Annotated in this window: 22 protein-coding genes and 1 tRNA gene; 22 read left to right on the plus strand and 1 reads right to left on the minus strand. The window is 36.4% G+C overall.

Annotation, left to right across the window (positions count from 1 at the left end; genetic code table 11):
- The coding region (locus tag BIZ38_RS21720) for a hypothetical protein (RefSeq protein ID WP_222938095.1) at positions 1 to 200 on the plus strand (200 nt) is incomplete at its 5' end.
- A gap of 53 nt (positions 201 to 253) precedes the next feature.
- On the opposite strand, the gene BIZ38_RS20235 is transcribed toward BIZ38_RS21720, so the two are convergent.
- Positions 254 to 329, minus strand: a tRNA-His gene (locus tag BIZ38_RS20235).
- A 279-nt stretch (positions 330 to 608) separates the two neighbouring features.
- Between BIZ38_RS20235 and BIZ38_RS20240 the strand changes: the two genes are divergently transcribed.
- The 21 genes from BIZ38_RS20240 (at position 609) to rfaH (ending at position 22822) form a co-directional block, all read left to right on the plus strand.
- Entirely contained in the window at positions 609 to 1427 is an 819-nt protein-coding gene (locus BIZ38_RS20240) for a mechanosensitive ion channel family protein (RefSeq protein ID WP_063701754.1), read from the plus strand.
- 36 nt (positions 1428 to 1463) lie between these two features.
- Entirely contained in the window at positions 1464 to 2243 is a 780-nt protein-coding gene (locus BIZ38_RS20245) for a YdiY family protein (protein ID WP_063701752.1), read from the plus strand.
- Positions 2244 to 2369: 126 nt separating this feature from the next.
- Positions 2370 to 5039, plus strand: coding sequence for an SLBB domain-containing protein (locus BIZ38_RS20250; protein WP_187491156.1), 2670 nt, complete (start codon positions 2370 to 2372; stop codon positions 5037 to 5039).
- Between the two features lie 10 nt (positions 5040 to 5049).
- Positions 5050 to 6009 (plus strand): Wzz/FepE/Etk N-terminal domain-containing protein, encoded by a 960-nt coding sequence (locus tag BIZ38_RS20255; RefSeq protein WP_187491138.1) that lies wholly within the window; start codon positions 5050 to 5052, stop codon positions 6007 to 6009.
- Between the two features lie 25 nt (positions 6010 to 6034).
- Positions 6035 to 7114, plus strand: a complete 1080-nt coding sequence (rfbB, locus tag BIZ38_RS20260) for a dTDP-glucose 4,6-dehydratase (RefSeq protein ID WP_187491139.1) — start codon at positions 6035 to 6037, stop codon at positions 7112 to 7114.
- Positions 7115 to 7118: 4 nt separating this feature from the next.
- Positions 7119 to 7991, plus strand: coding sequence for a glucose-1-phosphate thymidylyltransferase RfbA (rfbA, locus tag BIZ38_RS20265; protein WP_187491140.1), 873 nt, complete (start codon positions 7119 to 7121; stop codon positions 7989 to 7991).
- Complete coding sequence (gene rfbD / locus BIZ38_RS20270; protein ID WP_187491141.1) at positions 7991 to 8881, plus strand: dTDP-4-dehydrorhamnose reductase; 891 nt, start codon at positions 7991 to 7993, stop codon at positions 8879 to 8881. Before rfbA ends, rfbD begins: the two co-directional genes overlap by 1 nt.
- Positions 8878 to 9420, plus strand: a complete 543-nt coding sequence (rfbC, locus tag BIZ38_RS20275; protein WP_187491142.1) for a dTDP-4-dehydrorhamnose 3,5-epimerase — start codon at positions 8878 to 8880, stop codon at positions 9418 to 9420. Before rfbD ends, rfbC begins: the two co-directional genes overlap by 4 nt.
- Before the next feature lie 25 nt (positions 9421 to 9445).
- On the plus strand, positions 9446 to 10780 hold the full coding sequence (locus BIZ38_RS20280; protein WP_187491143.1) for a hypothetical protein: 1335 nt from the start codon (positions 9446 to 9448) through the stop codon (positions 10778 to 10780).
- Positions 10777 to 11697, plus strand: coding sequence for an NAD-dependent epimerase/dehydratase family protein (locus BIZ38_RS20285; protein ID WP_187491144.1), 921 nt, complete (start codon positions 10777 to 10779; stop codon positions 11695 to 11697). The genes BIZ38_RS20280 and BIZ38_RS20285 overlap by 4 nt, the downstream gene beginning before the upstream one ends.
- Positions 11694 to 12614: a glycosyltransferase family 2 protein gene (locus tag BIZ38_RS20290; RefSeq protein WP_187491145.1), complete on the plus strand. Its 921-nt coding sequence runs from the start codon at positions 11694 to 11696 to the stop codon at positions 12612 to 12614. The genes BIZ38_RS20285 and BIZ38_RS20290 overlap by 4 nt, the downstream gene beginning before the upstream one ends.
- A 10-nt stretch (positions 12615 to 12624) precedes the next feature.
- Positions 12625 to 13572: a glycosyltransferase gene (locus tag BIZ38_RS20295; RefSeq protein ID WP_187491146.1), complete on the plus strand. Its 948-nt coding sequence runs from the start codon at positions 12625 to 12627 to the stop codon at positions 13570 to 13572.
- A complete protein-coding gene (locus BIZ38_RS22050) occupies positions 13554 to 14528 on the plus strand; it encodes an EpsG family protein (RefSeq protein ID WP_187491147.1) in 975 nt (324 codons plus the stop codon). Before BIZ38_RS20295 ends, BIZ38_RS22050 begins: the two co-directional genes overlap by 19 nt.
- Before the next feature lie 71 nt (positions 14529 to 14599).
- Positions 14600 to 15418, plus strand: coding sequence for a hypothetical protein (locus tag BIZ38_RS20305; protein ID WP_187491148.1), 819 nt, complete (start codon positions 14600 to 14602; stop codon positions 15416 to 15418).
- A gap of 17 nt (positions 15419 to 15435) precedes the next feature.
- The gene (locus BIZ38_RS20310) at positions 15436 to 16299 is read left to right on the plus strand and encodes an ATP-grasp fold amidoligase family protein (RefSeq protein ID WP_187491149.1); all 864 of its coding nucleotides are present in this window, start codon (positions 15436 to 15438) and stop codon (positions 16297 to 16299) included.
- A complete protein-coding gene (locus BIZ38_RS20315) occupies positions 16265 to 17455 on the plus strand; it encodes a glycosyltransferase family 4 protein (RefSeq protein WP_187491150.1) in 1191 nt (396 codons plus the stop codon). Before BIZ38_RS20310 ends, BIZ38_RS20315 begins: the two co-directional genes overlap by 35 nt.
- On the plus strand, positions 17452 to 18384 hold the full coding sequence (locus BIZ38_RS20320; RefSeq protein ID WP_187491151.1) for a UDP-glucose 4-epimerase family protein: 933 nt from the start codon (positions 17452 to 17454) through the stop codon (positions 18382 to 18384). Before BIZ38_RS20315 ends, BIZ38_RS20320 begins: the two co-directional genes overlap by 4 nt.
- A 7-nt stretch (positions 18385 to 18391) precedes the next feature.
- Complete coding sequence (locus BIZ38_RS20325; RefSeq protein WP_187491152.1) at positions 18392 to 18940, plus strand: sugar transferase; 549 nt, start codon at positions 18392 to 18394, stop codon at positions 18938 to 18940.
- A 148-nt stretch (positions 18941 to 19088) separates the two neighbouring features.
- The gene (locus BIZ38_RS20330) at positions 19089 to 21017 is read left to right on the plus strand and encodes a polysaccharide biosynthesis protein (protein ID WP_187491153.1); all 1929 of its coding nucleotides are present in this window, start codon (positions 19089 to 19091) and stop codon (positions 21015 to 21017) included.
- A gap of 27 nt (positions 21018 to 21044) precedes the next feature.
- A complete protein-coding gene (locus BIZ38_RS20335) occupies positions 21045 to 22211 on the plus strand; it encodes a nucleotide sugar dehydrogenase (RefSeq protein ID WP_187491154.1) in 1167 nt (388 codons plus the stop codon).
- 125 nt (positions 22212 to 22336) lie between these two features.
- Positions 22337 to 22822: a transcription/translation regulatory transformer protein RfaH gene (gene rfaH / locus BIZ38_RS20340; RefSeq protein WP_187491155.1), complete on the plus strand. Its 486-nt coding sequence runs from the start codon at positions 22337 to 22339 to the stop codon at positions 22820 to 22822.
- Positions 22823 to 23279: the final 457 nt, after the last annotated feature.

Genomic DNA, 23279 nt, shown 5'->3' on the forward strand with positions numbered 1-23279 from the left:
ATTTTGACATGTATGGATTCCTTATTGGTAAAAGTAATTGTCCAATCTCTTTATACCGTACTCACCCTATTTGGGGGAGGAGTCCATACATCTCCTACATGCATTACCAACAAACAACACAGTTCGGCTCAAAACTGACAGCTAAAAGCAGACGGCTTTTAGAACTAAAAACAGGTATTGAAGATAAAACTAAGTTTTGAGATTAAAGTAGAAAATATTTAAGAAAATTAAAGAATTTACTAAGGGGGAGAAGTGGGGCGACTGATGGGGCTTGAACCCACGACAACCGGAATCACAATCCGGGGCTCTACCAACTGAGCTACAGCCGCCACTGAGATACACCTCGTTTGGTGTGGCGCGCATATTACATAATTAAACTAAGCTTGTGAACCCCTAAATTGAAAAAAGTAGAAAAAACTTACTTGCCTCAGAAAATTCAGAAATGTCTTCATGGTCAGCTCGCGTTCAGTTTCGCAGATTAGACTTGCGGTTTTTGTAATTGAGCAAATACTCATTTCGTAGTTTTGCGCGTAATTTAATGATTTTTTAACCAAAGATCATATATAATTTGTACAGCGTTATGCTAAAAATGAACTTCAGGAGAGAACATGGATACAATAATGAACTGGATCAACGAGAATTCAGGTTTAATCATACATTACGCCGTTCAGGCGGTTCTAGCGCTAATCATTTTCTTTATCGGTAGTCGCATCGCGAAGTTCTGCGAAGGGATGACTGAAAAAGCATTTGATAAAAAGAAAGTCGATAAAGCTGTAGGTTCATTCGTTGCTAGCATTGTTTATGCAATTGTATTTGCTGCAACAATCTTAATGGCTCTATCTCAATTAGGTATTGAGACAACCTCATTCATTGCTATTTTAGGTGCGGCTGGTTTAGCAGTAGGTTTAGCACTACAAGGTTCACTGTCTAACTTTGCTTCAGGTGTTTTAATCATTTTACTTCGCCCTTTCAAATCAGGCGATTATGTAGAAGCTGGTGGTAAAGCGGGTACAGTTAAGAAAATCGAAATCTTCTCTACTGAATTACGTACACCAGATAACAAAGTAATTATCATGCCTAACTCATCAATAATGGGCAGCCCAATTACAAACTTCTCTCGTGAATCAACTCGTCGTATCGATTTAGTTATCGGTGTTGGTTACGATGCAGACCTTAAAGAAGCAAAAGCTGTTCTTAAGTCTGTATTAGACAAAGAGTCTCGTTTATTAAAAGACCCTGCATACACAGTCGCTGTATCTGAACTTGCAGATTCAAGCGTAAACTTTGTCGTTCGCCCATGGGTTAACTCAGCTGATTACTGGCCAACGTATTTTGACTTAATGGAAAACATTAAGATCGCATTAGACGATGCCAACATCACTATCCCATTCCCGCAAATGGATGTTCATTTGCACAAAGAAGACTAATAAGTCTAACTTACAAGTAGTAAAGGTTATTTTTTAATGAAATTAAAAGCTTTATCAATTCTAGTTGCAGCAAGCGCTGCAACTAGCGCATTCGCAGCAGATGAAACCAAAACTTGGGATGTAACCAGTGAATTAGGTGCTATCGTAACGAGCGGTAACACTGAAACAACAACACTAAAAGGTGGTGTTAAGGTTTTACATAACCTAGAAAACTGGAATAACGAGTACAAGTTAGACGGTCTTTATAAAGAAGATGAGATCGAAAACGACCAAGGCGTTAAAGAAACTCAACGTACTAACGAAAAGTACTCAATCTCTGCACAAGGTAACTATAAGTTAAACGAAAAGCACTCACACTTATTCATCTACGGCTCGCACGTATCTGATTACTTTGGTGCATACCGTAACGAGTCAGTTATCTCAGCGGGTTATGGTTTACGTGTAATCGACCGTTCTGATATGTGGTTAAACGCAGAAATCGGTCCTGGTTATAAGTACTTCCAATACCCAGATGACAGTACTGAAGTTGATGACAACGGTAACTCACTTGCCGGTGAGCGCGAAGGTGAAGTTATCGCGTTAGGTAAAGTTGATTATAACTGGCAGATTTCAGATAGCGCACGTTTTACTCAGTTAGTATCAGTTGAATACGGTGATACCAATACTAAAACACGTTCAGAGTCTGCAATCCTTGCTAAAATCAACGGCTCACTACAAATGAAAGTGGCTTACAACATCACCCACAACTCAGATGTTGCGGATGATAAAGAAAACACAGATACAGAAACGTCACTAACGCTGGTTTACAGTTTTTAACTAAATAAATCTGTTTGGTGACGATTTAATGACAAAAAGGGACGAAAGTCCCTTTTTTATTTATTTAAATTTCAGGTAGAATAGACAATCTTTTTGACTGTAGAATTATGGATATCCCTACCTGTGATGTTATTTAAAAGACTCTTCATTACTTTTTTGCTGTTAACTTCTGCATCAGTATTGGCTTTTACTCCTACAGCCGCTCAAATCGAACAATTTAAAAAACTCCCTAAAGCACAGCAAGAAGCGCTAGCAAGGCAGTATGGTGTAGATTTATCGACAATTACGGGAAAGAAATCTTCAACCGACCAAATTGAACAAGAATCAACAATCCAACCTCGTCTAGAACAAGAAAAAGAACAGTTAACAGATGAAGAGCGCTTTGCTCCGAAAGTTGATGAGGTAAAGCCTTTTGGTTATGACTTGTTTGCTGGTGAGCCAACATCATTTATGCCAAGTGAGAATGCCGCCGTCCCTGATACTTACTTAATTGGTCGTGGAGATACGCTCAATATCAACTTTTACGGTAAAGAAAGTGAGAACTATGAAGTTGTTGTTGACCGTGAAGGGCGTATTAGTATTCCAAACTTAAGCCCTGTGCAGGTAGCCGGTCTTACATTTGCAGAAGTCAAAGAGTTAATTAAAGCAAAAGTTGAACAAGAAGTAATTGGTATTAAAGCATTTGTCTCAGTTGGCAAACTGCGTAGCATTCGTGTTTTAGTGCTTGGTGAAGCATATAAACCGGGTAGTTATTCTGTTTCATCACTGACAACGGTATCGCATGCACTATTTGTCAGTGGTGGGGTATCTGATATTGCTTCACTTCGAAATATTCAAGTTAAACGTGCGGGTAAGGTTGTTGCAAACTTTGACCTTTATGATTTGCTGATTAACGGTGACAGCAGCAACGATATTATATTAAAACCGGGCGATGTAGTTTTTATTCCATCAGTGGGTTCACAGGTCTCTGTTGAAGGCCTGGTCAAACGTCCTGCAATTTTTGAGCTAAAAAAAGGTGAAACAGCCGCACAGTTATTAAAAATGGCGGGTGGTTTAAAACCGCAAGCTTACGCTAAAAAAGCAATTGTTGAACGCTTCAATAACAATAATATGAAAGAAGTATTATCTGTTGATTTTAGTGACAATCAAATTAATTACATTCCTCGTGATGGCGACCGTATTCGGTTTAATCCAATCAGCTTTCAATACCAAAATAGCATTAGTCTGATTGGTGCTGTTGCACGTCCGGGTCATTATCAGTGGCATCTAGGCAAGCATATCTCTGACGTTCTAACTTCAGTGCGTGGTGACTTGCTGCCTCAGGCTGACTTAGGTTACGGGTTACTTGTTCGTGAAGTTAATGTAGCAGGTGATATTCAAGTTTTTCAATTTGATATAGCGCAAGCGATAGTTAAAGCTGCTGAGCATGATCTGGAACTTAAAGCAAACGATAAGCTGTTTGTATTTAGCCGTTATCAAGAAAAGCAAGCTGAAGAAACAGCGCTTGCAAATATGGCGCTTACTGAGGAGCAGCAACAGCAGCAATATAAAGTTAAACAATGGCACCAATACCAACAAAGAGAATTTGAAAAATATATTGGTGTTTCAGATATAGCAGACGATTTAAAGTTAAAAGAAGACAGCACTAAATCAATTGCTGATATTGCCAAGCGCAATTTAAATAAAGATAAAGAGTTGCTTGATGCAGAAGACTATGCGGTTTTCAGCCGTTTTAACTTATTAAAGCCAATTATTTCTAAACTAAAGCAGCAAGCTTCAGTTGCTGTGGCAATGCAACTTGTAGAAATAAATGGCCATGTAACTTATCCAGGTGTATATCCTCTTACAGTCAATAGCGAAGTAAACGATTTAATAGCAGCGGCCGGTGGTTTACTGGAGTCTGCTTATACAGAACAAGCAGAAATAACCCGTGTAATGGATGGCAATGCATCAAAAGTTAAACATATCAAATTTAATTTACAAGCTGCCATGTTAGGTAGTAATGGTGAAAATATCGCATTACGTAGTAAAGACAGTATTAATATTTTCTCAATTCCTAACTGGCAAGAAAATGTAAAAGTAGAGCTTAAAGGTGAAGTTAAATTCCCTGGCATTTACACAATTCGCCGTGGTGAAACCCTGAGTAACTTACTTGAGCGTGCAGGTGGTTTCTCTGAGTTTGCCGCGCCAAATGCAGCTATTTTCACTCGCGAAGCAATTCGCAAACAAGAGCAACAGCAATTAGCAAAACTTTCGGAAGATTTACGCCGTGATATTGCATCAAAAAGCTTTGAAAACTCTGTGAGTAGTAACAGTCTTTCCTATGATGAAATGAATAAATTGTTGAATGATCTAGCTAACGTTGAAGCTGTAGGTCGATTAGTTATTGATTTACCACTGATTGTTGAAGATAAGCAAAAGCTCGTTTTACAAAATGGTGATGCGCTTTATGTACCAAGTAAACGAGACTCTATCAGTGTGATCGGTGAGGTTAACTACGCAACCTCCCATTTATTCAAGCAAGGCATTACGGTTGACGATTATATCGACCTCAGTGGTGGTCTAAAAGAGCGCGCAGCTGATGAACGTATCTATATCATCAAAGCTAATGGCTCAGTGAAAATCCCAAGTACAGGTAGCTGGTTTGCTGTTAATGACACAAATACGCTTGAAGCAGGTGACACCATTGTTGTACCAATGAATGCTGATTACATGGATAACCTAACCCTGTGGAGTACTGCTACACAGATCGTTTATCAGTTAGGTGTAGCTGTCGCTGCAATAAGTAGTATTTAAGTAGATAAATATGAGCAAGCAAGAAATGGTATCAGAACCAACTTACAAAACAGTAGCTACAGAAACCTCTTTCGCTGAATTGTTCAGAATTCTTTGGCTAAGAAAGTGGATAATTGTAATCGTTGTCGTTACATCAACATCCTTAGCTGTTTTATATTCATTAAGTTTGCCAAATATTTATAAATCAGAAGCTCAATTAGCACCTGCTTCAGAAGAGCAAGCTTCTGGGCTGGCAGGACTCGCAGGACAGTTTGGTGGTTTAGCTAGTTTAGCAGGAGTTAATCTTAACGAGCAAAGCTCAGGCAAGGTTCTGTTAGCTATTGAAGTCCTTAAATCAAGAGATTTCATAACTAATTTTATTCAAAAACACGATATTTTGCTTGATTTAATGGCGGCAGAGTCTTGGGATTTCTCAACAGATCAAATTCTTTATGACCCTACTATTTATTCAGTAGAACTAAAACAATGGGTTAGAGAGGTGAACCCTCCGCTAAAACCAAAGCCATCATTACAAGAAGCATATAAGCAGTTTAGAAATATAACTTCGGTTCATCAAGACGAAGATACAGGAATGATCTTTATTTCGATAAAGCACCCTTCACCTAATGTTGCCAAACAATGGGTTGAGCTCTTGATCGAAGATATTAATGCGACGATGAAAGAAAGAGATGTAATGGAAGCTAATCGGAGTATTAAATATTTAACTGAGCAAATTAATACAACAACGATAGCTGATATTAAAACAGTTTTGTATAAGCTAGTTGAAGAACAAGCAAAGACAATTATGTTCGCAGAAGTAAGAGATGAGTATGTATTTAAAACAATAGATTCACCAATCTCGCCTGAGAAGAAATCAGGACCCAAAAGAGCATTAATTTGCTTATTTGGGCTTTGCTTTGGGCTTATGTTAGGCGTATTTATTAGCTTATCACTGCATTTTTTAAGAACTACAGAACATAAATCTAATTAGTAATGAATATATTTAGGAAGTTGAAATGAAGATATTAGTTACCGGTGGAGCAGGCTTCATAGGTTCAGCCGTTGTACGTCATATCATTAATCACACAAGTGACAGCGTAGTTAATGTCGATAAATTAACTTATGCAGGAAATTTAGAGTCATTAAAATCAATTGAAAATAATGAAAGATATAGCTTTGTAAAAGCAGACATTTGTGATGCAACAGCGTTAAAAAATATTTTTGATGAACACCAACCTGATGCTGTTATGCACTTAGCTGCAGAAAGCCACGTGGATCGCTCAATTACAGGTCCAGCTGAATTTATTCAAACTAATATCGTTGGAACTTACAACTTACTAGAAGTTTCTAGACAATACTGGAGTCAACTGGATTCTGATAAACAAGCATTATTCAGGTTTCACCATATTTCAACGGATGAAGTATACGGAGATTTACCACATCCCGATGAAGTTTCGGGTGGTGAGTTGCCATTATTTACTGAGGAAACCTCGTATGAGCCTAGCAGCCCATATTCAGCAAGTAAGGCATCAAGTGATCACTTAGTACGCGCTTGGTTACGTACATATGGTTTACCAACGATTGTTACAAACTGTTCAAATAACTATGGACCTTATCATTTCCCAGAAAAGTTAATACCTCTAGTTATTTTAAATGCTTTAGACGGTAAACAATTACCAATTTATGGTAAAGGTGATCAAATCCGTGATTGGTTATATGTTGAAGATCATGCACGTGCACTTTATAAGGTAGTTACAGAAGGTGTTGTGGGTGAAACATACAATATTGGTGGTCACAACGAAAAGCAAAACATTGAAGTAGTTAAAACTATTTGTAGCATTTTAGACGAATTAGTACCTAAACAAGCCAAGTACTCCGAGCAAATTACTTTTGTATCTGACAGGCCAGGCCATGATAGAAGGTATGCAATTGATTCTAGTAAAATGCAAGCTGAATTAGATTGGGTTCCTGAAGAAACTTTTGAAACAGGTCTACGTAAGACTGTGCAATGGTACTTAGAAAACAATGAATGGTGTGAGAATGTACAAAGTGGCTCATATCAGCGAGAGCGTTTAGGCGAACTAGAAGGTAATTAGTAGTATGAAAGGAATTATATTAGCCGGTGGCTCTGGCACGCGATTATATCCACTTACTCGTGGCGTTTCTAAGCAGTTACTGCCAGTTTATGATAAACCAATGATTTATTACCCACTTTCGACGCTTATGTTAGCGGGAATTCGAGAAGTATTAATAATCACAACTCCAGAAGATAACGATAGCTTTAAACGTTTACTGGGGGATGGTTCTGATTTTGGTATCAGTCTTACCTATGCCGTACAGCCATCTCCAGATGGGCTAGCGCAGGCATTTCTTATTGGTGAAGAATTTATTGGTAATGATTCAGTTTGCTTAGTTTTAGGCGACAACATCTTTTATGGTCAATCATTTAGCAAAACATTAAAAAATGCAGCAGAGCGTGAATCAGGTGCAACTGTATTTGGCTATCAAGTAAAGGATCCTGAGAGATTCGGTGTTGTTGATTTTGATGAAAATATGAAGGCAATCTCAATTGAAGAGAAGCCAAAGCATCCTAAATCAAATTACGCCGTTACTGGTCTCTATTTTTACGATAATCGAGTCGTTGAGTTTGCTAAACAGGTAACGCCATCAGAAAGAGGGGAATTAGAAATTACCTCTTTGAATGATATGTATTTAAAAGATGGAACACTCAATGTTGAGCTTTTAGGGCGGGGTTTTGCTTGGCTAGATACTGGTACGCATGAAAGCCTACATGAAGCATCTTCATTTGTAGAAACAATTGAGCATGTTCAAGGTTTAAAAGTGGCTTGTTTAGAAGAGATTGCTCTAAGAAATGGATGGCTATCAAAAGAACAGGTACTTGATATGGCGAAACCTATGTTGAAAAATGAATATGGGCAATATCTTCAACAACTTGCATCAGAGAAAAAGTAATGAAGATATTGATTACCGGTAAAAATGGTCAAGTTGGTCAGTCTTTGCATTTGGCATTGCAAGCATTCCCGAATGTCAATGTGCTTGCTTGCGGTCGCGAAGAGTTAGATATTACAAATAGCCTTGCAGTTCAAGAAGTCGTTACTCGCTATAAGCCTGATGTGATAATCAATGCAGCTGCTTATACTGCTGTAGATAAAGCTGAATCGGAGCAAAGTTTAGCGTTTGATATTAATGCTACAGGCCCAAAGAATCTTGCTATGGCAGCAAATGATATTGGTTCAAGTATTATCCATATATCAACAGACTATGTATTTGCCGGTGATCATGTTGATGATTACAAAGAAGTTGAAGCAACATCTCCAAAAAGTGTTTATGGTCAAAGTAAACTTGCAGGTGAAGTCGCAGTAGCAGAAATGTGTGAAAGGCACGTTATTATTAGAACTTCTTGGGTATTTTCAGAGTTTGGTAATAATTTTGTCAAAACAATGCTTCGTTTAGCTAAATCAAATAGTTCCTTAAATATCGTTGGGGATCAATTTGGTGGGCCAACCTATGCGGGTGATATTGCGAGTGCAATACTTCAGATTGCCTTTTCGCTATACAATGGCAATCAAGCTTACGGTATTTACCACTTTTCAGGTTACCCAACTGTCAACTGGGCTGATTTTGCACAGGCCATTTTCCAGCAGGCATACACTAAAGGGCTTATTGAATCAGCTGTTGTGGTTAATTCTATCCCAACAGAGCAATATCCGACACCAGCGAGCAGGCCAAAAAATTCACGTTTAAATTGCGATAAAATCTATAGTGAATTTAATGTATCAGCAAGCAATTGGCAGGCCGCACTAAAGAACATCAACCAATATCAAAAAGATAATGAACAATGAAAATAATTGATACGTTAATTCCTGATGTGAAAATATTAGAGCCAAATGTTTTTGGTGATGATAGAGGGTTTTTCATGGAAACATTCCGTGATACCTGGTTTAAAGAAAATATTGCGGACGTTAACTTCGTTCAAGATAACCACTCTAAGTCTAAGCAAGGCATTTTACGTGGGCTTCATTATCAAACAGAAAATACTCAAGGCAAATTAGTACGTGTTACTTCTGGTGAGGTGTTTGATGTCGCTGTAGATATTCGAAAAGGTTCTCCGACATTTGGACAATGGGTTGGTGAATATTTATCTGCAGAAAATAAACGTCAGTTATGGGTACCAGCTGGTTTTGCACATGGTTTTTATGTGACTAGTGAGTCTGCTGAGTTTGTATATAAATGTACTGATATTTATAACCCTAGTGCTGAAAAGTCCATTTTGTGGAATGATTCTGAGCTAAAAATAAACTGGCCATTAGTTAAAAACCAAGTGAGTCTTTCAGCAAAAGATGAAAATGCAGAAAAGCTCTCACAAAGTATATGTCTATAACTAATTAAGGCCTCAATCGCTTTTAATGAATAAACTAGCTCATTCGCTTAAAGATCGCGATACATTAACAGTATTTCTAGATAAATTTATAATGGCCCTTAAAGGGCCATTAGTTATTGCTGCTGTCTTATTTTTCCTTGATGTTGAAACTCAGGGGATTTGGTATACATTTATAAGCTTATCTGCACTAGCTGGAATAGCTGAGTTAGGCTTTACAACTATAATTACTCAATTTGTTAGTCATGAATATGCCCACTTAGGTAAAAAAGAAGGGCTTATTGTTGGGGATGGAGTTGCTCTTGATAAAGCTATTTCTTTAATCCGCTATGCACTCAAGTTTTATATCGTGATAGTACCCATCGCAATTATAATTTTATTATTGATAGGGTATTACTTCTTTAGTGAATACAAGAGCAATGTATACATTACTTGGGCCTTTTATTGCTTTTTTTCGGGCGCTAATCTTGTTGTCAGCCTTCTGCAAGCAATTTATAAAGGTTTTGATAACGTTCACGGTTCTCACTTTTCAATTAGTTTAAGTAACTTTACTTCACTTCTTTTAATACTTGTTTGTTTGTCACTTGGTTTGGGCATTTATGCCCTTCCAATAGCAATGGTATGTTCCCTCAGTGTTGCTCTTGTAACTTTATATAACTTAGATAGGAAATTATGGATCCAATTAATAAAACATAAAGTTAAACAAAAATATAATTGGAAAAATGAAGTTGTCACCTTACAAGTAAAGTATGCGATTAGCTTTATGTGTGGCTACTTTATTTTTAATTTATATGTTCCATTGGTGTTTAAGTTAGAAGGGGAGCAAGTTGCAGGGCAAGTAGGTTTAACATTAACCGTGGTGAAAGCAATATCTGCTTTTTGCTATGTGTGGATTAATGCAAAAGTGCCTACAATTAATATTCTAGTTGCAAAAAATAGCTATGAAGAATTAAATCCATTTTATATAAATAAAGTTAAACTTGCCTTATCAACTTATTTTGTTGGAGTGATTGGTTTCTTTGCTGCCTTATGGGTTTCAAATTACTTGAATTTTTTCAATGGGCGGTTTTTAGATATTAAAACAACATTTTTAGTGGTGTTAGTAGAGCTTTCAACCGTACTTGTTAGCATATTTGCTATATATGTTAGAGCTCATAAGATAGAGCCATTTAATGTCGCATCTGTAATATCTGCAATTTCAGTTGCTGTAATAGCTTATTTAGCACTCTTGAAATCATCCGTTTTAAGCATGTTCATTATGATTGTTATCTTCCAATGGATAATTATGCTGCCGTTATTTATTTATGCAGGGAAGAAAGGGTTGGCTAAGTATCACTGTGGTAAGGCAAAGGTTTGTTCATGAAGACTATTTTAGTTATTGGTGGTTCTGGCTTTATTGGCCGTAACATTATCGAAGCCTACCTAACTAAAGGCATAAAACTTATAGTATTATCAAGTGGTTATCATTCGTGGTTGAATGAAATTAAATCTCAAGTAACAGTTCTTGAAGGAAAGCTGGAGAATAAATCATTAATCGAAAATGCTGTGAAAGAGTACAATGTTGATTTAGTTCTTCATTTAGCTTCTAGCTTGATCCCATCTAGCAACTTTTCTGATTTTCAAAATGAAATGTCCAATGTAATCGAACCAACATTCTGGCTAGTAAACATGCTTGCCGAGAGAGGTATAAAGTTGCTTTATTTCTCTTCTGGTGGGACTGTTTATGGAAATTCATCAAAATCTGAAATATGTGAAAGCGAGCCTTTATCCCCAATAAATTATTATGGTTTAAGCAAGGTAATGATCGAAAACTATATACAGTTTGCTGGGAGCTCACTTTCTTTAAATTACTTAATTCTTAGGCCTTCTAATGTATTTGGACGTTATCAACCTCAAGATAGGCCCCAAGGTTTTATTTCCGTTGCACTTTCAAATTTGTTGTCAGGTGAAAAATTAACTGTATATGGAAATGGTGACATTATAAGAGACTTTATAGATGTTCAGGATTTGACCTTTCTGACACTTAAACTTATTGAGAAAGGTGTTAAAAATAGAGTTTTGAATATAGGGTCAGGTGTCGGTAATAGCTTAAATGAAATTATTTCTATCCTCGAGAAAGAGTTGAATAAAAAAATGTATGTTGAGTACATGCCAGAAAGAGCTGTTGATGCAAAGAAAGTTGTCTTAGACATAAGTAAATTAAATCAAATAATCAGCTTTAAGCCTAAAGAGCTAGAGCTGGGAATTAGAGACATTATCAATAAAGAAGCTTGTTTATGAGCCGTTTAGCAATTGCAATTCCAACTTATAATCGTGCAGACGTTCTAAAAGAAAACTTACTGTATATGCTTGATGAAATCATTGAACATCAAGTTGCGATCTATATATCAGATGACAGTCCAAATTCAGAAACGACTACCATGGTTTCTGAATTAAAAGAAAGGTATAGCAAGATCGTATACGTGCAAAACACACCTTCATTAGGTCACGATAAAAACTGCTATAAAACTTTGAAGATGCCACAGGAGAGTTATATTTGGTATCTTGGTGATAGTATGAAAATTGACAAAGGTGGTATTTCAAAAGTTATGAATGAAATTACTAATAACTCCTCAGCCGATTTTTATATCACTAATGCAACAAACCGAGACCTAAACCTGCCAAGTAAGCACTATAGTGATACTAACGTACTTTTCGAAGATTTAGCATGGCATTTGACGTTAACTGGTTGCTGTATTTATAAAAAAGAGCTTGTGCACACCGAGCTTTCTACACCTGTAGCTAAAAACTTTCCTCAAACACAACTGATTTTAGAGCAGGTTTTTGAACGATGTAACTTAAAATTTATAGCTGAGGTTTTTATATCTCCGAATCAAAATAAAGGTGCAAGTTATTGGGTTAAAAACATATTCAACGTTTTCGGAAATGACTGGATAAGCCTTATTGACTCAGCTCTCAAGCAGAGTGATGGCTCAATTAATAGAACAAAGATAATAAAGTCTCATTCTAAAAATACAGGTATTTTTAATTTTAAAAGTCTTATGAAGATGAGAGCTGAAGGTCATTTTGCATTTGGTTTTTACATAAAAAACTACAAGTTGATAAATTTATCTTCACATTTGAATCCAATGGTCATTTTTATGATTGCTGTCACTCCTGAGTCTTTACTTAAACGAGTTCAGAGCAAGAAGGGTTAGAGAAACATATATGAAGTATGACGTATTACTTTGCACTTATAACGGTGAAAAATATATCGTTGAACAGCTCAAAAGTATCATAGAACAGACTGTAAAACCACATAAGGTTTTTATTGGTGATGATCAATCAAGCGACCGAACTGTGGAGTTTGCAAAAGCATTTTTAGAAAGCACTGATGTTAAGTTTGAAATTGAGGTTAATCAATCAAGGCTTGGTTATGCTAATAATTTCATGAATCAAGCAAAAAAAGTTACTTCTGAGATTGCATTTTTTTGTGATCAAGATGATATATGGCTGAGAAATAAAGCCGAGATAATACTTCATGCATTTGCGGATAAACCAAAGACAGAATTGCTTTTTACTAATGCTCAACTTGTTAATGATGGATTAGAGCATTTAACACACACACTTTGGCAGGTCCTTGGAGTAAATGAAGAAAGTACAAAATTAACTTACCAAGATACGTTTTTAAAAAGGAATATAGTAACAGGGGCCACGATGGCTGTTAGAAGGGAAAGATTATTAACTTGCCTTAATACACCCAATGCTTCCCCTCATGATTATTGGTTAGCTAGTGTATGCGCTATGAAATCGACAATCTCTTTCTTACCTGATTGCTTAATTTTATACAGACAGCACTCAAATAATGTGTTGGGAGCAAATAAGCGAGGAATAAAAGAAAAGCTTAAATCTTTGTTGAATCGTGATACCTTAAAAACAAGAAGAAAAAACAACATAACTCGGCTTAATATTCTCAAACAAGCGATTGAAGATAACTTGGTTGATAAAGATTCATTTTGTAAAGAGCTCAAATATCTAGAGCATATAAATACTTTATCAGTATCTAAAAAATTGAAATTAACAGAACTCTTCAAGTTTTCTAAATGTTATAGGCAGTTTGATAGCGGCTATAAATATTTGTTGATGGATATAGCTTTATGTTTTTACGATATATAAATTACATAAAGCTGAGTGCTGCGTTAATCGTATCATTCTTTTTGTTGTTCTTAGTATCATTTGGTCTAATAGATAGCAGTCCTGACTTTTCAGACTATCACTACTTCTATTCATTCAAAGTTGAGCACTTTCCATTTCTCAAGCAAAGGTTTGAGCCCTTTTATTATTTTGGTGTTTATGTCTCTACAGAGATTCTTCAGTTAAGTTTCTATTTTTTTGTTTTTATTTGCACTCTTTTTTCACTTTCAATGAAAGTGGGCCTCGCATATAAAATTGATAACCGAAAAGTGTTTGAGTTTGTCTTTTTATACTCTTGTTTATCTTTAATAATTTTTGAAGTGGTTGGGCTAAGGGTTTCCATTGCAATTGCATTTCTAGGTTATTCAATCTATTGCTATGCTAGGGATAACAAGCGTTGTTTTTACTTCTTAATGTGCATTTCTATCTTGTTCCATTACTCCATGATTCTGTGTGCAATTTTAAGTTTATTGTTGAGATATAGGGACAAAGTTACAGCAAAACATCTTTTTTTAATTTTGTTACTCTCTTTTGTTTCTTCAAGTCTCGTTGTGAAACTACTTGAGGCCGTAAACATTCACCCTCTACTAAATTTGTATTTAAAAGACAGCAAGAATGCGCCTAGCTTACTTTCAGTGTACAACCTTCTTATCTTGCTTGTTTTCACTTTAGGTGCTTTTAGTTATAATGCAATGTCATCGATTGGGAAGACGTTCTTCTTCGTCTCATTTGGCATTTTTTCAGTGTCTATTTCGTTTTATTTTGCGCCTGTGATTTATTTTAGGTACATCGATGTAGCTTTATACTTAATGACGTATGCAATAATTTCGACCGCCGCAAAAAATATTGTGCAAATTATTTTTATTACTTTCTTCTTCATGTTTGCAGTTTATAAAGTAATGTCGATATTGTTTTTTAGTCCAATTCTGAATATTTGATTCTATTTGAGGTAAATTTGTTTTATTCAGTTATACCAATATATAACCCTGACTTTTCTCATGTAAAAACCATGGTAGAAGAAATAGAGAAAGCAGGCATAGTTCCTATACTGTTTGATAATACTCCTGGAGGCTTCAGCTTCCCTGAAGGTAAAAACAAAGTGCAATGTAAAGTGCTAGGTGATAATAGTAATCAAGGGTTATCTGTCGCTTTCAATTTAACATTAGAATATGTTCGAGAAATAGATAAAGAGTTCGAAGGGATTATATTTTTTGATCAGGACTCTTCAGTGGTTGCTGAAAGCTTAACGCGTTTAGTTCAGGATTATAAGCTACTTAGCGATAGTGGTTATAAGGTCGGAGTTTTAGGAGCTCAGGCAACAGATGGCTCAGGAACTGAATATCAAACTCACCCAGCAGAAAGCATCACTCCTTTACCTGAAAACTTTTATAGTACTTGGTTTGTTATAAGTAGCTTTTCACTTGTTCCTAAAACAACCTTTGACTTAATTGGTGATTTTGATGGTAGATTATTCATCGATTTAGTTGATAGTGAGTTTTCGTTTAGATGCAGTAAATTTGGCTTGGATAATATTATTACTCGAAATGTTAAGTTTCCTCATGTCATCGGGGAAAGTAGACATAAATTTTTAGGAAGGCCTTATGCGGTATCCTCTCCTATAAGAAACTATTACCAATTCAGAAATATCATACTCGTTGGAAGAAAGTATGGGTGGTATCTCTACATGTTAAAATTGTTAGCACGAAGAGTTTTGCAATTTACATTAAGTGGTTTACATGAAAAGAACCTATTGCTGCGGTATAAATACATGATTTTCGGGTTCATTGATGGGATTAAGGGGAAAGGTGGAATTTATCCTCGTGGATAAATTATCATTAAGTTATTATGGCAAGTATTCAATATAAGTTATTTTCGAACTTAATCGGAATTCTACCGATAAAACTTCGATTACAAGTGTTGTTTTATAGACGATTTAAAGAATTCTGCAATTTTGATTCTCCAAAAACATTTAATGAAAAGTTACAAGTTAAAAAATTGAAGGATCATTCAGATAAGCTTACGGTTGCTGCTGATAAAATTGCTTCTAAAATGTTTGTGAAGAACTTAGCTCCCGAGCTTTATATTCCAAAAACATTATGGAGTGCAGGTAGTTTAGATGAGCTAGAACAACTGGATTTAAAGCAGCTTCCTTCGGATTATGTGTTTAAAGCCAACCATACAAGCCAAACTATTGAGATTATAAAAAACGGTAAACATCTTCCGCTCAAGAAAATGAAAGCACTGACTCGTTCTTGGCTTAAACACGACCAAGCTACTGCTTTGGGTGAGTGGGCATACAAGAATATCCCAGCAAAAGTATTTATTGAGGAGTTTTTGGATTTTGATGGTAAAGAACCGGATGATTATAAATTCTTTGTTTATCACGGTAAGGTTGAATTTATTCAACTAGATTCAGATCGCTTCATCGAGCATAAAAGAAATATGTTTGACCGTGATTGGAATGACTTAGGCATCGATTATTCATTCGCTAGAAAGTCTCCACCGCCTGCAAAACCAAGTTTCTTAGATTTAATGATACAAATTTCAGAGAAGATTGGTAAAGAGTTTGATTTTGTCCGAGTAGATCTTTATTGGTACCAAAATAAAGTTACATTTGGGGAGTTGACAATTTATCCAGGTGCAGGGTTCGAAAAGTTCCCAAGCAAAGAGTGGGATGAAAAGTTTGGTTTACCTTGGAGAATACAATAATGCAAGGGTGTCAAAAGTGAAATTATTGTTTGTTGTTAATGTAGACTGGTTTTTCATATCTCATCGTTTACCAATAGCACTTAAAGCTCAACAGCAAGGATTTAAAGTAACAATTGCTTGTCGGTTTACAAGTCATAAAGCGGAATTAAAAAATATGGGATTTGAAGTTATAGAACTCCCATTTAACCGTAGTGGAGGTGGCTTTTTTGCAGAACTGAAAACAATAAAGCTATTAAAAGATACTATTGTCAAAGTAAAGCCTGATGTAGTACATGCCGTGACAATTAAGCCTGTATTATACGCTGGGCTTGCTTTAAAAATGATGAAGAAAAAAATCCCATTTGTTGCAGCTATATCAGGCTTAGGCTATGTATTTACGGCTAATACACTTAGAGCAAAAGTTACAAAAATTATTGCTTCATTATTTTACAAGGTTTCGTTATCACACCCTTTAAAAACAGTTATTTTTCAAAATTCGTCAGACGAAGCGATTTTAACTGAAGTAACAGGTTTAACAGTTCAGGATAAGACTTTAATAAAAGGCTCAGGTGCTGATCTATCAGTCTATAATTTTACGCCTGAAATTGAGGATGGTCATATTTCGGTTGTTATGGCTTGCAGATTATTGAAGGAAAAGGGCGTGTATGAGTTTGTTAATGCGTCTAAATTAGTAAAAGATAAATACCCAAACAGTAAATTTGTTCTGGTAGGGAGCCCCGATATTGAGAACCCGAATACAGTTAAACAATCTGAAATTGATAGCTGGGTTGCAGATGGAATAATTGAATATTTGGGCCAGCGCAACGATATCCCAGATATTTTTAGTTCTTCTAATATAGTTTGTTTACCTTCATATTATGGTGAAGGTGTACCAAAAGTGTTAATCGAAGCGGCTGCTTGTGGCAGAGCTATTGTTACAACGACAAACCCTGGTTGTAGAGATGCAATTATTGATAATCAAACAGGACTAGCTGTACCGCCTAGAAACGCGGATTCTTTGGCCAAAGCAATTATTAAATTAATTGAAAATCCAAACCAAAGAAGAGCAATGGGTACGGCTGCTAGAGACTTTGCTGTAGAGCAATTTGATGTCAAACAGGTTGTTAATAAACACATCAAGATATACCAAGATCTAATAGAGAGAGCAGCAAATTGATTGCAATAACAGGCTACACTGGATTTGTTGGCCAAGAGCTATTAAAAAGCTATTCACCCTCTGAATGTGTATTATTAGGTCGAAAACCATTAGATGGTTATAAAAACCACTGTTTTTTTGACTTGACTGACACAGATGATCTAGAGATAAGTAAAGCACTTAATGGTGTGAGTACTTGTATACATGCAGCAGCACGTGTTCACATAATGCAAGACCGTGCAATAGACCCTCTACAAGAGTTTAGGCGAGTGAATACTCAAGGCACGTTAGCTTTAGCTCGAGAAGCAGCTAAAGCTGGCGTCAAAAGGTTTATTTTTATTAGCTCAATAAAAGTGAATGGTGAAAGCACGACAGGTCGCTCTGCTTTTAAAGCGCAAGATAAGCCTATGCCACAAGACCCATACGCTATTTCTAAAGCTGAAGCCGAAGAGCAGCTTTTACAACTAGCCAATGATACTGGGATGGAAGTTGTCATAATTAGGCCTCCACTTGTTTATGGCAAAGGAGTAAAAGCTAATTTTGCATCATTAATGAAAGCGGTAGCTAAAGGTTACCCTTTGCCATTGAGAGCTATAAATAAGAATAAGAGAAGCCTAGTCTCAGTTTATAATCTGGTGAGTTTAATTGATACTTGTAGAATACACCCTAATGCAGCTAATAAAATATTTTTGGTGAGTGATAAGGAAGATATATCAACTTCGCAAATGTTAAAATTGATGGCTAAGGTGCAAAATAAGAGAAACTTAGCTTTTCCTATTCCTGTTTTTTGCTTCAAATTGATGGGTAGGTTATTTAAAAAAGAGGCTGTGATTGACCGTCTAATAGGTTCATTGCAAGTAGATATTGATTACACCCAAGAAGTTTTAGATTGGTACCCTAAAATAACTCTTCAAGAGGGTTTTAAGATTACCGCGCGGTATTTAGATTAGGATAGTTATGATTCGTTTATTGGACTTTTTTATTGCTTTTTTTGGTTTGGTTTTTTCCTTTCCTTTTTTAATTGTACTTTTCATTATTGGTTTATTTGATACTGGCTCCCCAATTTTTAGGCAAGAGAGAGTTGGGCGCAATCAAAAACCATTCATCCTAGTAAAGTTCAGAACTATGAAGGTCGATACTGCATCGGTGGCAAGTCATCTAGCAAGTTCCGCTTCAATTACTCCATTTGGTTCATTTTTACGTAAGACTAAATTAGACGAAATCCCTCAGTTATGGAATGTACTAAAAGGTGAAATGAGTTTGGTTGGTCCTAGACCTGGGTTATTTAACCAAGAAGAGCTAACTATAGAAAGAAGTAAATTAAACGTATTTGACGTGAGACCAGGTATTACAGGCTTAGCACAAGTAAACGAAATAGACATGTCAACGCCTGCGAAGTTAGCAGAAGTAGATAAGCAAATGATCGATACATTAAACATAAAACTTTATTTTAAGCTGATATTAATGACGGTAACCGGTAGTGGTAGTGGCGATAGAGTAAAGTAAGTAAATTGGTAACAAATTTACACGGAATTTAACAAAGTAATAAAGAGTTCGCGGGCGTTTAAGGTTAAATTATTTCATTGTTATGAATGTTGTGCATGTTGTAAAATAGGCACAATTGTGAATTTTTAGCTCAGGAAGGGCCCTGCGATTGTTATTAGATTATCTTGTCACACTACCAAGAAGCCAAAAACGCTTATTATCAGTAATTATTGATACTATCTTTATTTTTACTGCTTTTTGGCTTGCTTTCATCTTGCGGTTAGATAGTTTTGACGAATTTAAGGATGCTCAGAACTGGAGTTTATTAATTGCAATTATACCGCTGAGCTTATTTAGTTTTATTAGGTTAGGGCTATATAGGGCTGTCCTCAGATATATTAACTCTCAGGCTTTGTGGGCTATTTTAGCTGGTGTAATTCTGTCTACAATTTTCTTTGTTGGTACTTCTTTCTTTTTTAACGTAAATGTACCTCGTACTGTTCCTGTTATATATGCTTGTATTTGCTTATTGTTTATCGGCGGTAGTCGGTTAACTGTGCGTGCAATTGTTGGTAAGCTCATTATGCGCAGAAAAGAAGGCGTGGTTATTTACGGCGCTGGCTCGGCTGGGCGTCAACTAGCAACAGCTTTAGCAAATGGCCCTGAGTATGCTCCAGTTGCATTCTTAGACGATGACCCTAAAAAACAAAATACATTCGTACAGGGATTAAATGTTTTTTCATCTAAAGAAATTGCAAAAGTAGTAGCCTCAAAATCTGTTTCAAAGATTTTATTAGCTTTGCCAAGCGCTAGTCGTAGTCGCCGAAAAGAAATTCTCAACGAAATTGAGTCTTTTAAATTGCAAGTCATGACAATACCGGGGATGGCGGATATTGTTGCCGGTAATACCAGTTTAGAGCAAATGAAAGATGTTGGTGTTGAAGATCTTTTAGGGCGAGACCCTGTAGAGCCTAATGTTGAGCTAATGAATGCTAACATTCAAAGTAAAGTTGTTTTAGTTTCTGGAGCAGGGGGGTCTATAGGCTCTGAGCTTTGTCGTCAAATTGTTAAAAACTCACCGACCAAGCTAGTCTTATTTGAGCTTTCTGAATATGCATTATATGCAATTGAAAAAGAGCTAAAAGACTATGTTTTTAAAAACTCTCTAAATATCGAAATAGTGCCAATTCTTGGCTCTATTCAAAACTTTAAGCTAATTTCAATGACACTTTTGTCATTTAAAGTGCAAACTATCTATCATGCTGCGGCTTACAAGCATGTTCCTTTGGTTGAGCATAATGTTATTGAAGGTGTTAAAAATAACATCTTTGGTACCAGTAATATTGCCCGTGCTGCGATAGAAAACAAGGTTGAAACCTTTGTACTAATTTCAACTGATAAAGCGGTTCGCCCTACGAATGTCATGGGGACAACAAAGCGCATGGCTGAGTTAGTGCTACAAGCATTATCTGATACGCAAAAAACTACTCGCTTCACTATGGTGCGTTTTGGCAATGTACTTGGTTCTTCGGGCTCTGTTGTACCATTATTCAGGCAACAGATTAAGCAAGGTGGACCAATTACCTTAACTCATAAAGATATAACTCGTTATTTTATGACTATTCCTGAAGCTGCACAGCTTGTTATTCAAGCAGGCGCAATGGGTAAAGGTGGCGATGTATTCGTTCTTGATATGGGCGAGCCGGTTAAAATAATGGATTTAGCGACTAAGATGGTCCACCTCTCTGGCTTAGAAGTGAAGTCGAATAAACACCCCGAAGGTGATATTGAAATTCAATGTACTGGTTTACGCCCTGGCGAAAAGCTTTATGAAGAGCTATTAATTGGTGATAACGTTGTTGGAACGGATCATCAAAGAATCATGAGTGCCCATGAAGTTAAAATGCCTTGGAATGAACTTGAGCAAATTTTACTTGATCTTAAATCTTCATGTGATTTAAACGATCATCACTCTATTCGCAAGTTGTTGTTAGAAGCGCCAACTGCCTTCAATCCCACAGATGGAATTTGTGACCTCCACTGGCTTGAAAGTGTTAAAAATAACGAAAACGTAACTGTATTGAAGAATGCAAAGTAATAAGTAAAACAGCTTAATTAGGTATATATGAATATTACAATCGCGGGTACGGGATATGTTGGTTTGTCTAATGCCATGTTATTGGCCCAACATAACAATGTAGTAGCTCTAGATATTGTTGAAGAAAAAGTAGCACAGCTAAATGCCGGGAAGTCACCAATATCGGATAAAGAAATTGAAGACTTTCTTGCTAATAAGCAACTAAGTTTTACTGCTACTATTGATAAGCAATTGGCTTATCAAAATGCAGATTTTATCATCATCGCTACGCCTACCGACTATGACCCAGAAACCAACTACTTTAATACAAAGTCTGTTGAAGCTGTTATTGCTGATGTACAAGCAATAAATCCGAAAGCAGTAATGGTTATTAAGTCAACTGTACCTGTTGGCTTTACCGAAAGCATTAAACAAAAATTTAAAACAGAGAACATTATTTTTTCACCAGAATTTTTAAGGGAAGGTAAAGCGCTTTACGACAACTTACACCCATCGCGTATTATTGTTGGTGAGCGTTCTGAGCGTGCTGAAGTATTTGCAAATTTATTGGCTCAAGGGGCTATTAAAGAAAGTATTGAAGTTTTATTTACTGATTCAACTGAAGCTGAAGCTATTAAATTATTTTCAAATACCTACCTTGCTATGCGCGTTGCCTACTTTAATGAGCTTGACAGTTACACAGAAAGTCATGGTTTAAATTCTAAACAAATAATCGAAGGCGTGAGTTTAGACCCGCGTATTGGCGGTCATTATAATAATCCTTCTTTTGGCTATGGTGGCTATTGCTTACCTAAAGACACCAAGCAGTTACTAGCTAACTACAAGGATGTGCCAAACAACATGATCCGCGCCATTGTAGATGCAAATTCAACTCGTAAAGACTTTATTGCAGAATCTATTCTTGCCAGAAAACCGAAAGTTTTAGGTATTCATCGCCTTATTATGAAAGCTGGGTCGGATAACTTTAGAGCATCAGCAATTCAAGGCATTATGAAGCGAGTTAAGGCTAAGGGTGTTGAAGTAATTGTTTATGAACCTGAATTACATGAAGAAACTTTTTTTAACTCTAAAGTGACCCATGACCTAGCTGAATTAAAGTCTTCTGCAGATGTGATCATCGCCAACAGAATGGTTTCTGAACTCAATGATGTGGCTGAAAAAGTGTACACCAGGGATTTGTTTGGTAGTGATTAGTTTCAGCAAAAGGTAATAACAAATTTGTAATAGACACGCCCAAGTTCTCTGCGTATAATCGCTGGCTCATAAAAACCAGTCCTTTTGGATTGGTTTTAAGGAACGTGAGTATTTTAGGTGTGGCTATGGAAAGTTGGTACTTACTTTTTTGCAAATCAAAACAAGAACAAAGAGCTAAAATTAACCTTCAAAACCAAGGTTTTGAAGTGTTCTTCCCCGAACATAAAAGCGAGCGAATCGCAAAAGGTCGCCGTTCAATTCGTACATCTCCTCTTTTCCCTAGTTATTTATTTATAAAGCTAGACTCGCAAAATTGTAACTTTTCTGCGGTAAAAAATACCCGTGGTGTAAGTGGTTTTGTTGCTTATGGTCATAAATTTCAAATCGTCTCTGAGCAGTTAATTGCGCAGCTCAAATCTATGAGTGATATATGTGAGGTAACATCAACGTTACCGAAAGCAGGTGACGTTGTTTATCTAAACACAGAGTCATTTAAAAATGTTCAAGCAATTTATCAAGAGCCAGACGGCGATATGCGCAGCATTTTATTAGTTAACTTGTTGAATAAACAAATCGCCGTAAGTGTAGAGAATAAAGAAATTAGTTTATAAGTCGTGATCCAAAACGACAGTAATGTAAGAACGGCTTTAGCCGTGAATGGTTAAAAATGTTCGGCGTTAAAACGCATACTACGGTGTAAGCATTAAGATTTAACACGTAAAAAACAAAAAATAATAATAAAATCAGTACGTAGGAACTGCAACCTAGGGGCGGAAGCGTGCCCGAAGGGCTAGACAAGCAAAGAATTTTGCTTTCAAGATGTTACGAGAAGCGAGAACCCCGTAGGAACGGCTTTAGCCGTGAATGGCGTAAATGTTCGGCGTTAAAACACCTCCTACTAAATAGGCTTTTGTATTAATAACGCGATACCACTTGCAAACAAGCACAAGCAACGATTTACAATCTTGAAGAACCTAGAACCTAGAACCTAGAACCTAGAACCTAGAACCTAGAACCTAGAACCTAGAACCTAGAACCTAGAACCTAGAACCTAGAACCTAGAACCTA

Source organism: Pseudoalteromonas sp. BZK2 (assembly GCF_014349195.1).
GTDB lineage: Bacteria > Pseudomonadota > Gammaproteobacteria > Enterobacterales > Alteromonadaceae > Pseudoalteromonas > Pseudoalteromonas simplex.

Bases quoted from the DNA above. Each gene is read 5' to 3' on its own strand.
- BIZ38_RS20325 (WP_187491152.1), top strand. From the start codon at position 18,392: ATGATTCGTTTATTGGACTTTTTTATTGCTTTTTTTGGTTTGGTTTTT.
- BIZ38_RS20295 (WP_187491146.1), top strand. From the start codon at position 12,625: ATGAAGTATGACGTATTACTTTGCACTTATAACGGTGAAAAATATATC.
- rfbD (WP_187491141.1), top strand. From the start codon at position 7,991: ATGAAGATATTGATTACCGGTAAAAATGGTCAAGTTGGTCAGTCTTTG.
- rfbA (WP_187491140.1), top strand. From the start codon at position 7,119: ATGAAAGGAATTATATTAGCCGGTGGCTCTGGCACGCGATTATATCCA.
- BIZ38_RS20240 (WP_063701754.1), top strand. From the start codon at position 609: ATGGATACAATAATGAACTGGATCAACGAGAATTCAGGTTTAATCATA.
- rfbC (WP_187491142.1), top strand. From the start codon at position 8,878: ATGAAAATAATTGATACGTTAATTCCTGATGTGAAAATATTAGAGCCA.
- BIZ38_RS20305 (WP_187491148.1), top strand. From the start codon at position 14,600: ATGGTAGAAGAAATAGAGAAAGCAGGCATAGTTCCTATACTGTTTGAT.
- BIZ38_RS20315 (WP_187491150.1), top strand. From the start codon at position 16,265: ATGAAAAGTTTGGTTTACCTTGGAGAATACAATAATGCAAGGGTGTCA.
- BIZ38_RS20310 (WP_187491149.1), top strand. From the start codon at position 15,436: ATGGCAAGTATTCAATATAAGTTATTTTCGAACTTAATCGGAATTCTA.
- BIZ38_RS20245 (WP_063701752.1), top strand. From the start codon at position 1,464: ATGAAATTAAAAGCTTTATCAATTCTAGTTGCAGCAAGCGCTGCAACT.
- BIZ38_RS20280 (WP_187491143.1), top strand. From the start codon at position 9,446: ATGAATAAACTAGCTCATTCGCTTAAAGATCGCGATACATTAACAGTA.
- BIZ38_RS20250 (WP_187491156.1), top strand. From the start codon at position 2,370: ATGTTATTTAAAAGACTCTTCATTACTTTTTTGCTGTTAACTTCTGCA.
- BIZ38_RS20290 (WP_187491145.1), top strand. From the start codon at position 11,694: ATGAGCCGTTTAGCAATTGCAATTCCAACTTATAATCGTGCAGACGTT.
- rfaH (WP_187491155.1), top strand. From the start codon at position 22,337: ATGGAAAGTTGGTACTTACTTTTTTGCAAATCAAAACAAGAACAAAGA.
- BIZ38_RS20255 (WP_187491138.1), top strand. From the start codon at position 5,050: ATGAGCAAGCAAGAAATGGTATCAGAACCAACTTACAAAACAGTAGCT.
- rfbB (WP_187491139.1), top strand. From the start codon at position 6,035: ATGAAGATATTAGTTACCGGTGGAGCAGGCTTCATAGGTTCAGCCGTT.
- BIZ38_RS20285 (WP_187491144.1), top strand. From the start codon at position 10,777: ATGAAGACTATTTTAGTTATTGGTGGTTCTGGCTTTATTGGCCGTAAC.
- BIZ38_RS22050 (WP_187491147.1), top strand. From the start codon at position 13,554: ATGTTTTTACGATATATAAATTACATAAAGCTGAGTGCTGCGTTAATC.
- BIZ38_RS20335 (WP_187491154.1), top strand. From the start codon at position 21,045: ATGAATATTACAATCGCGGGTACGGGATATGTTGGTTTGTCTAATGCC.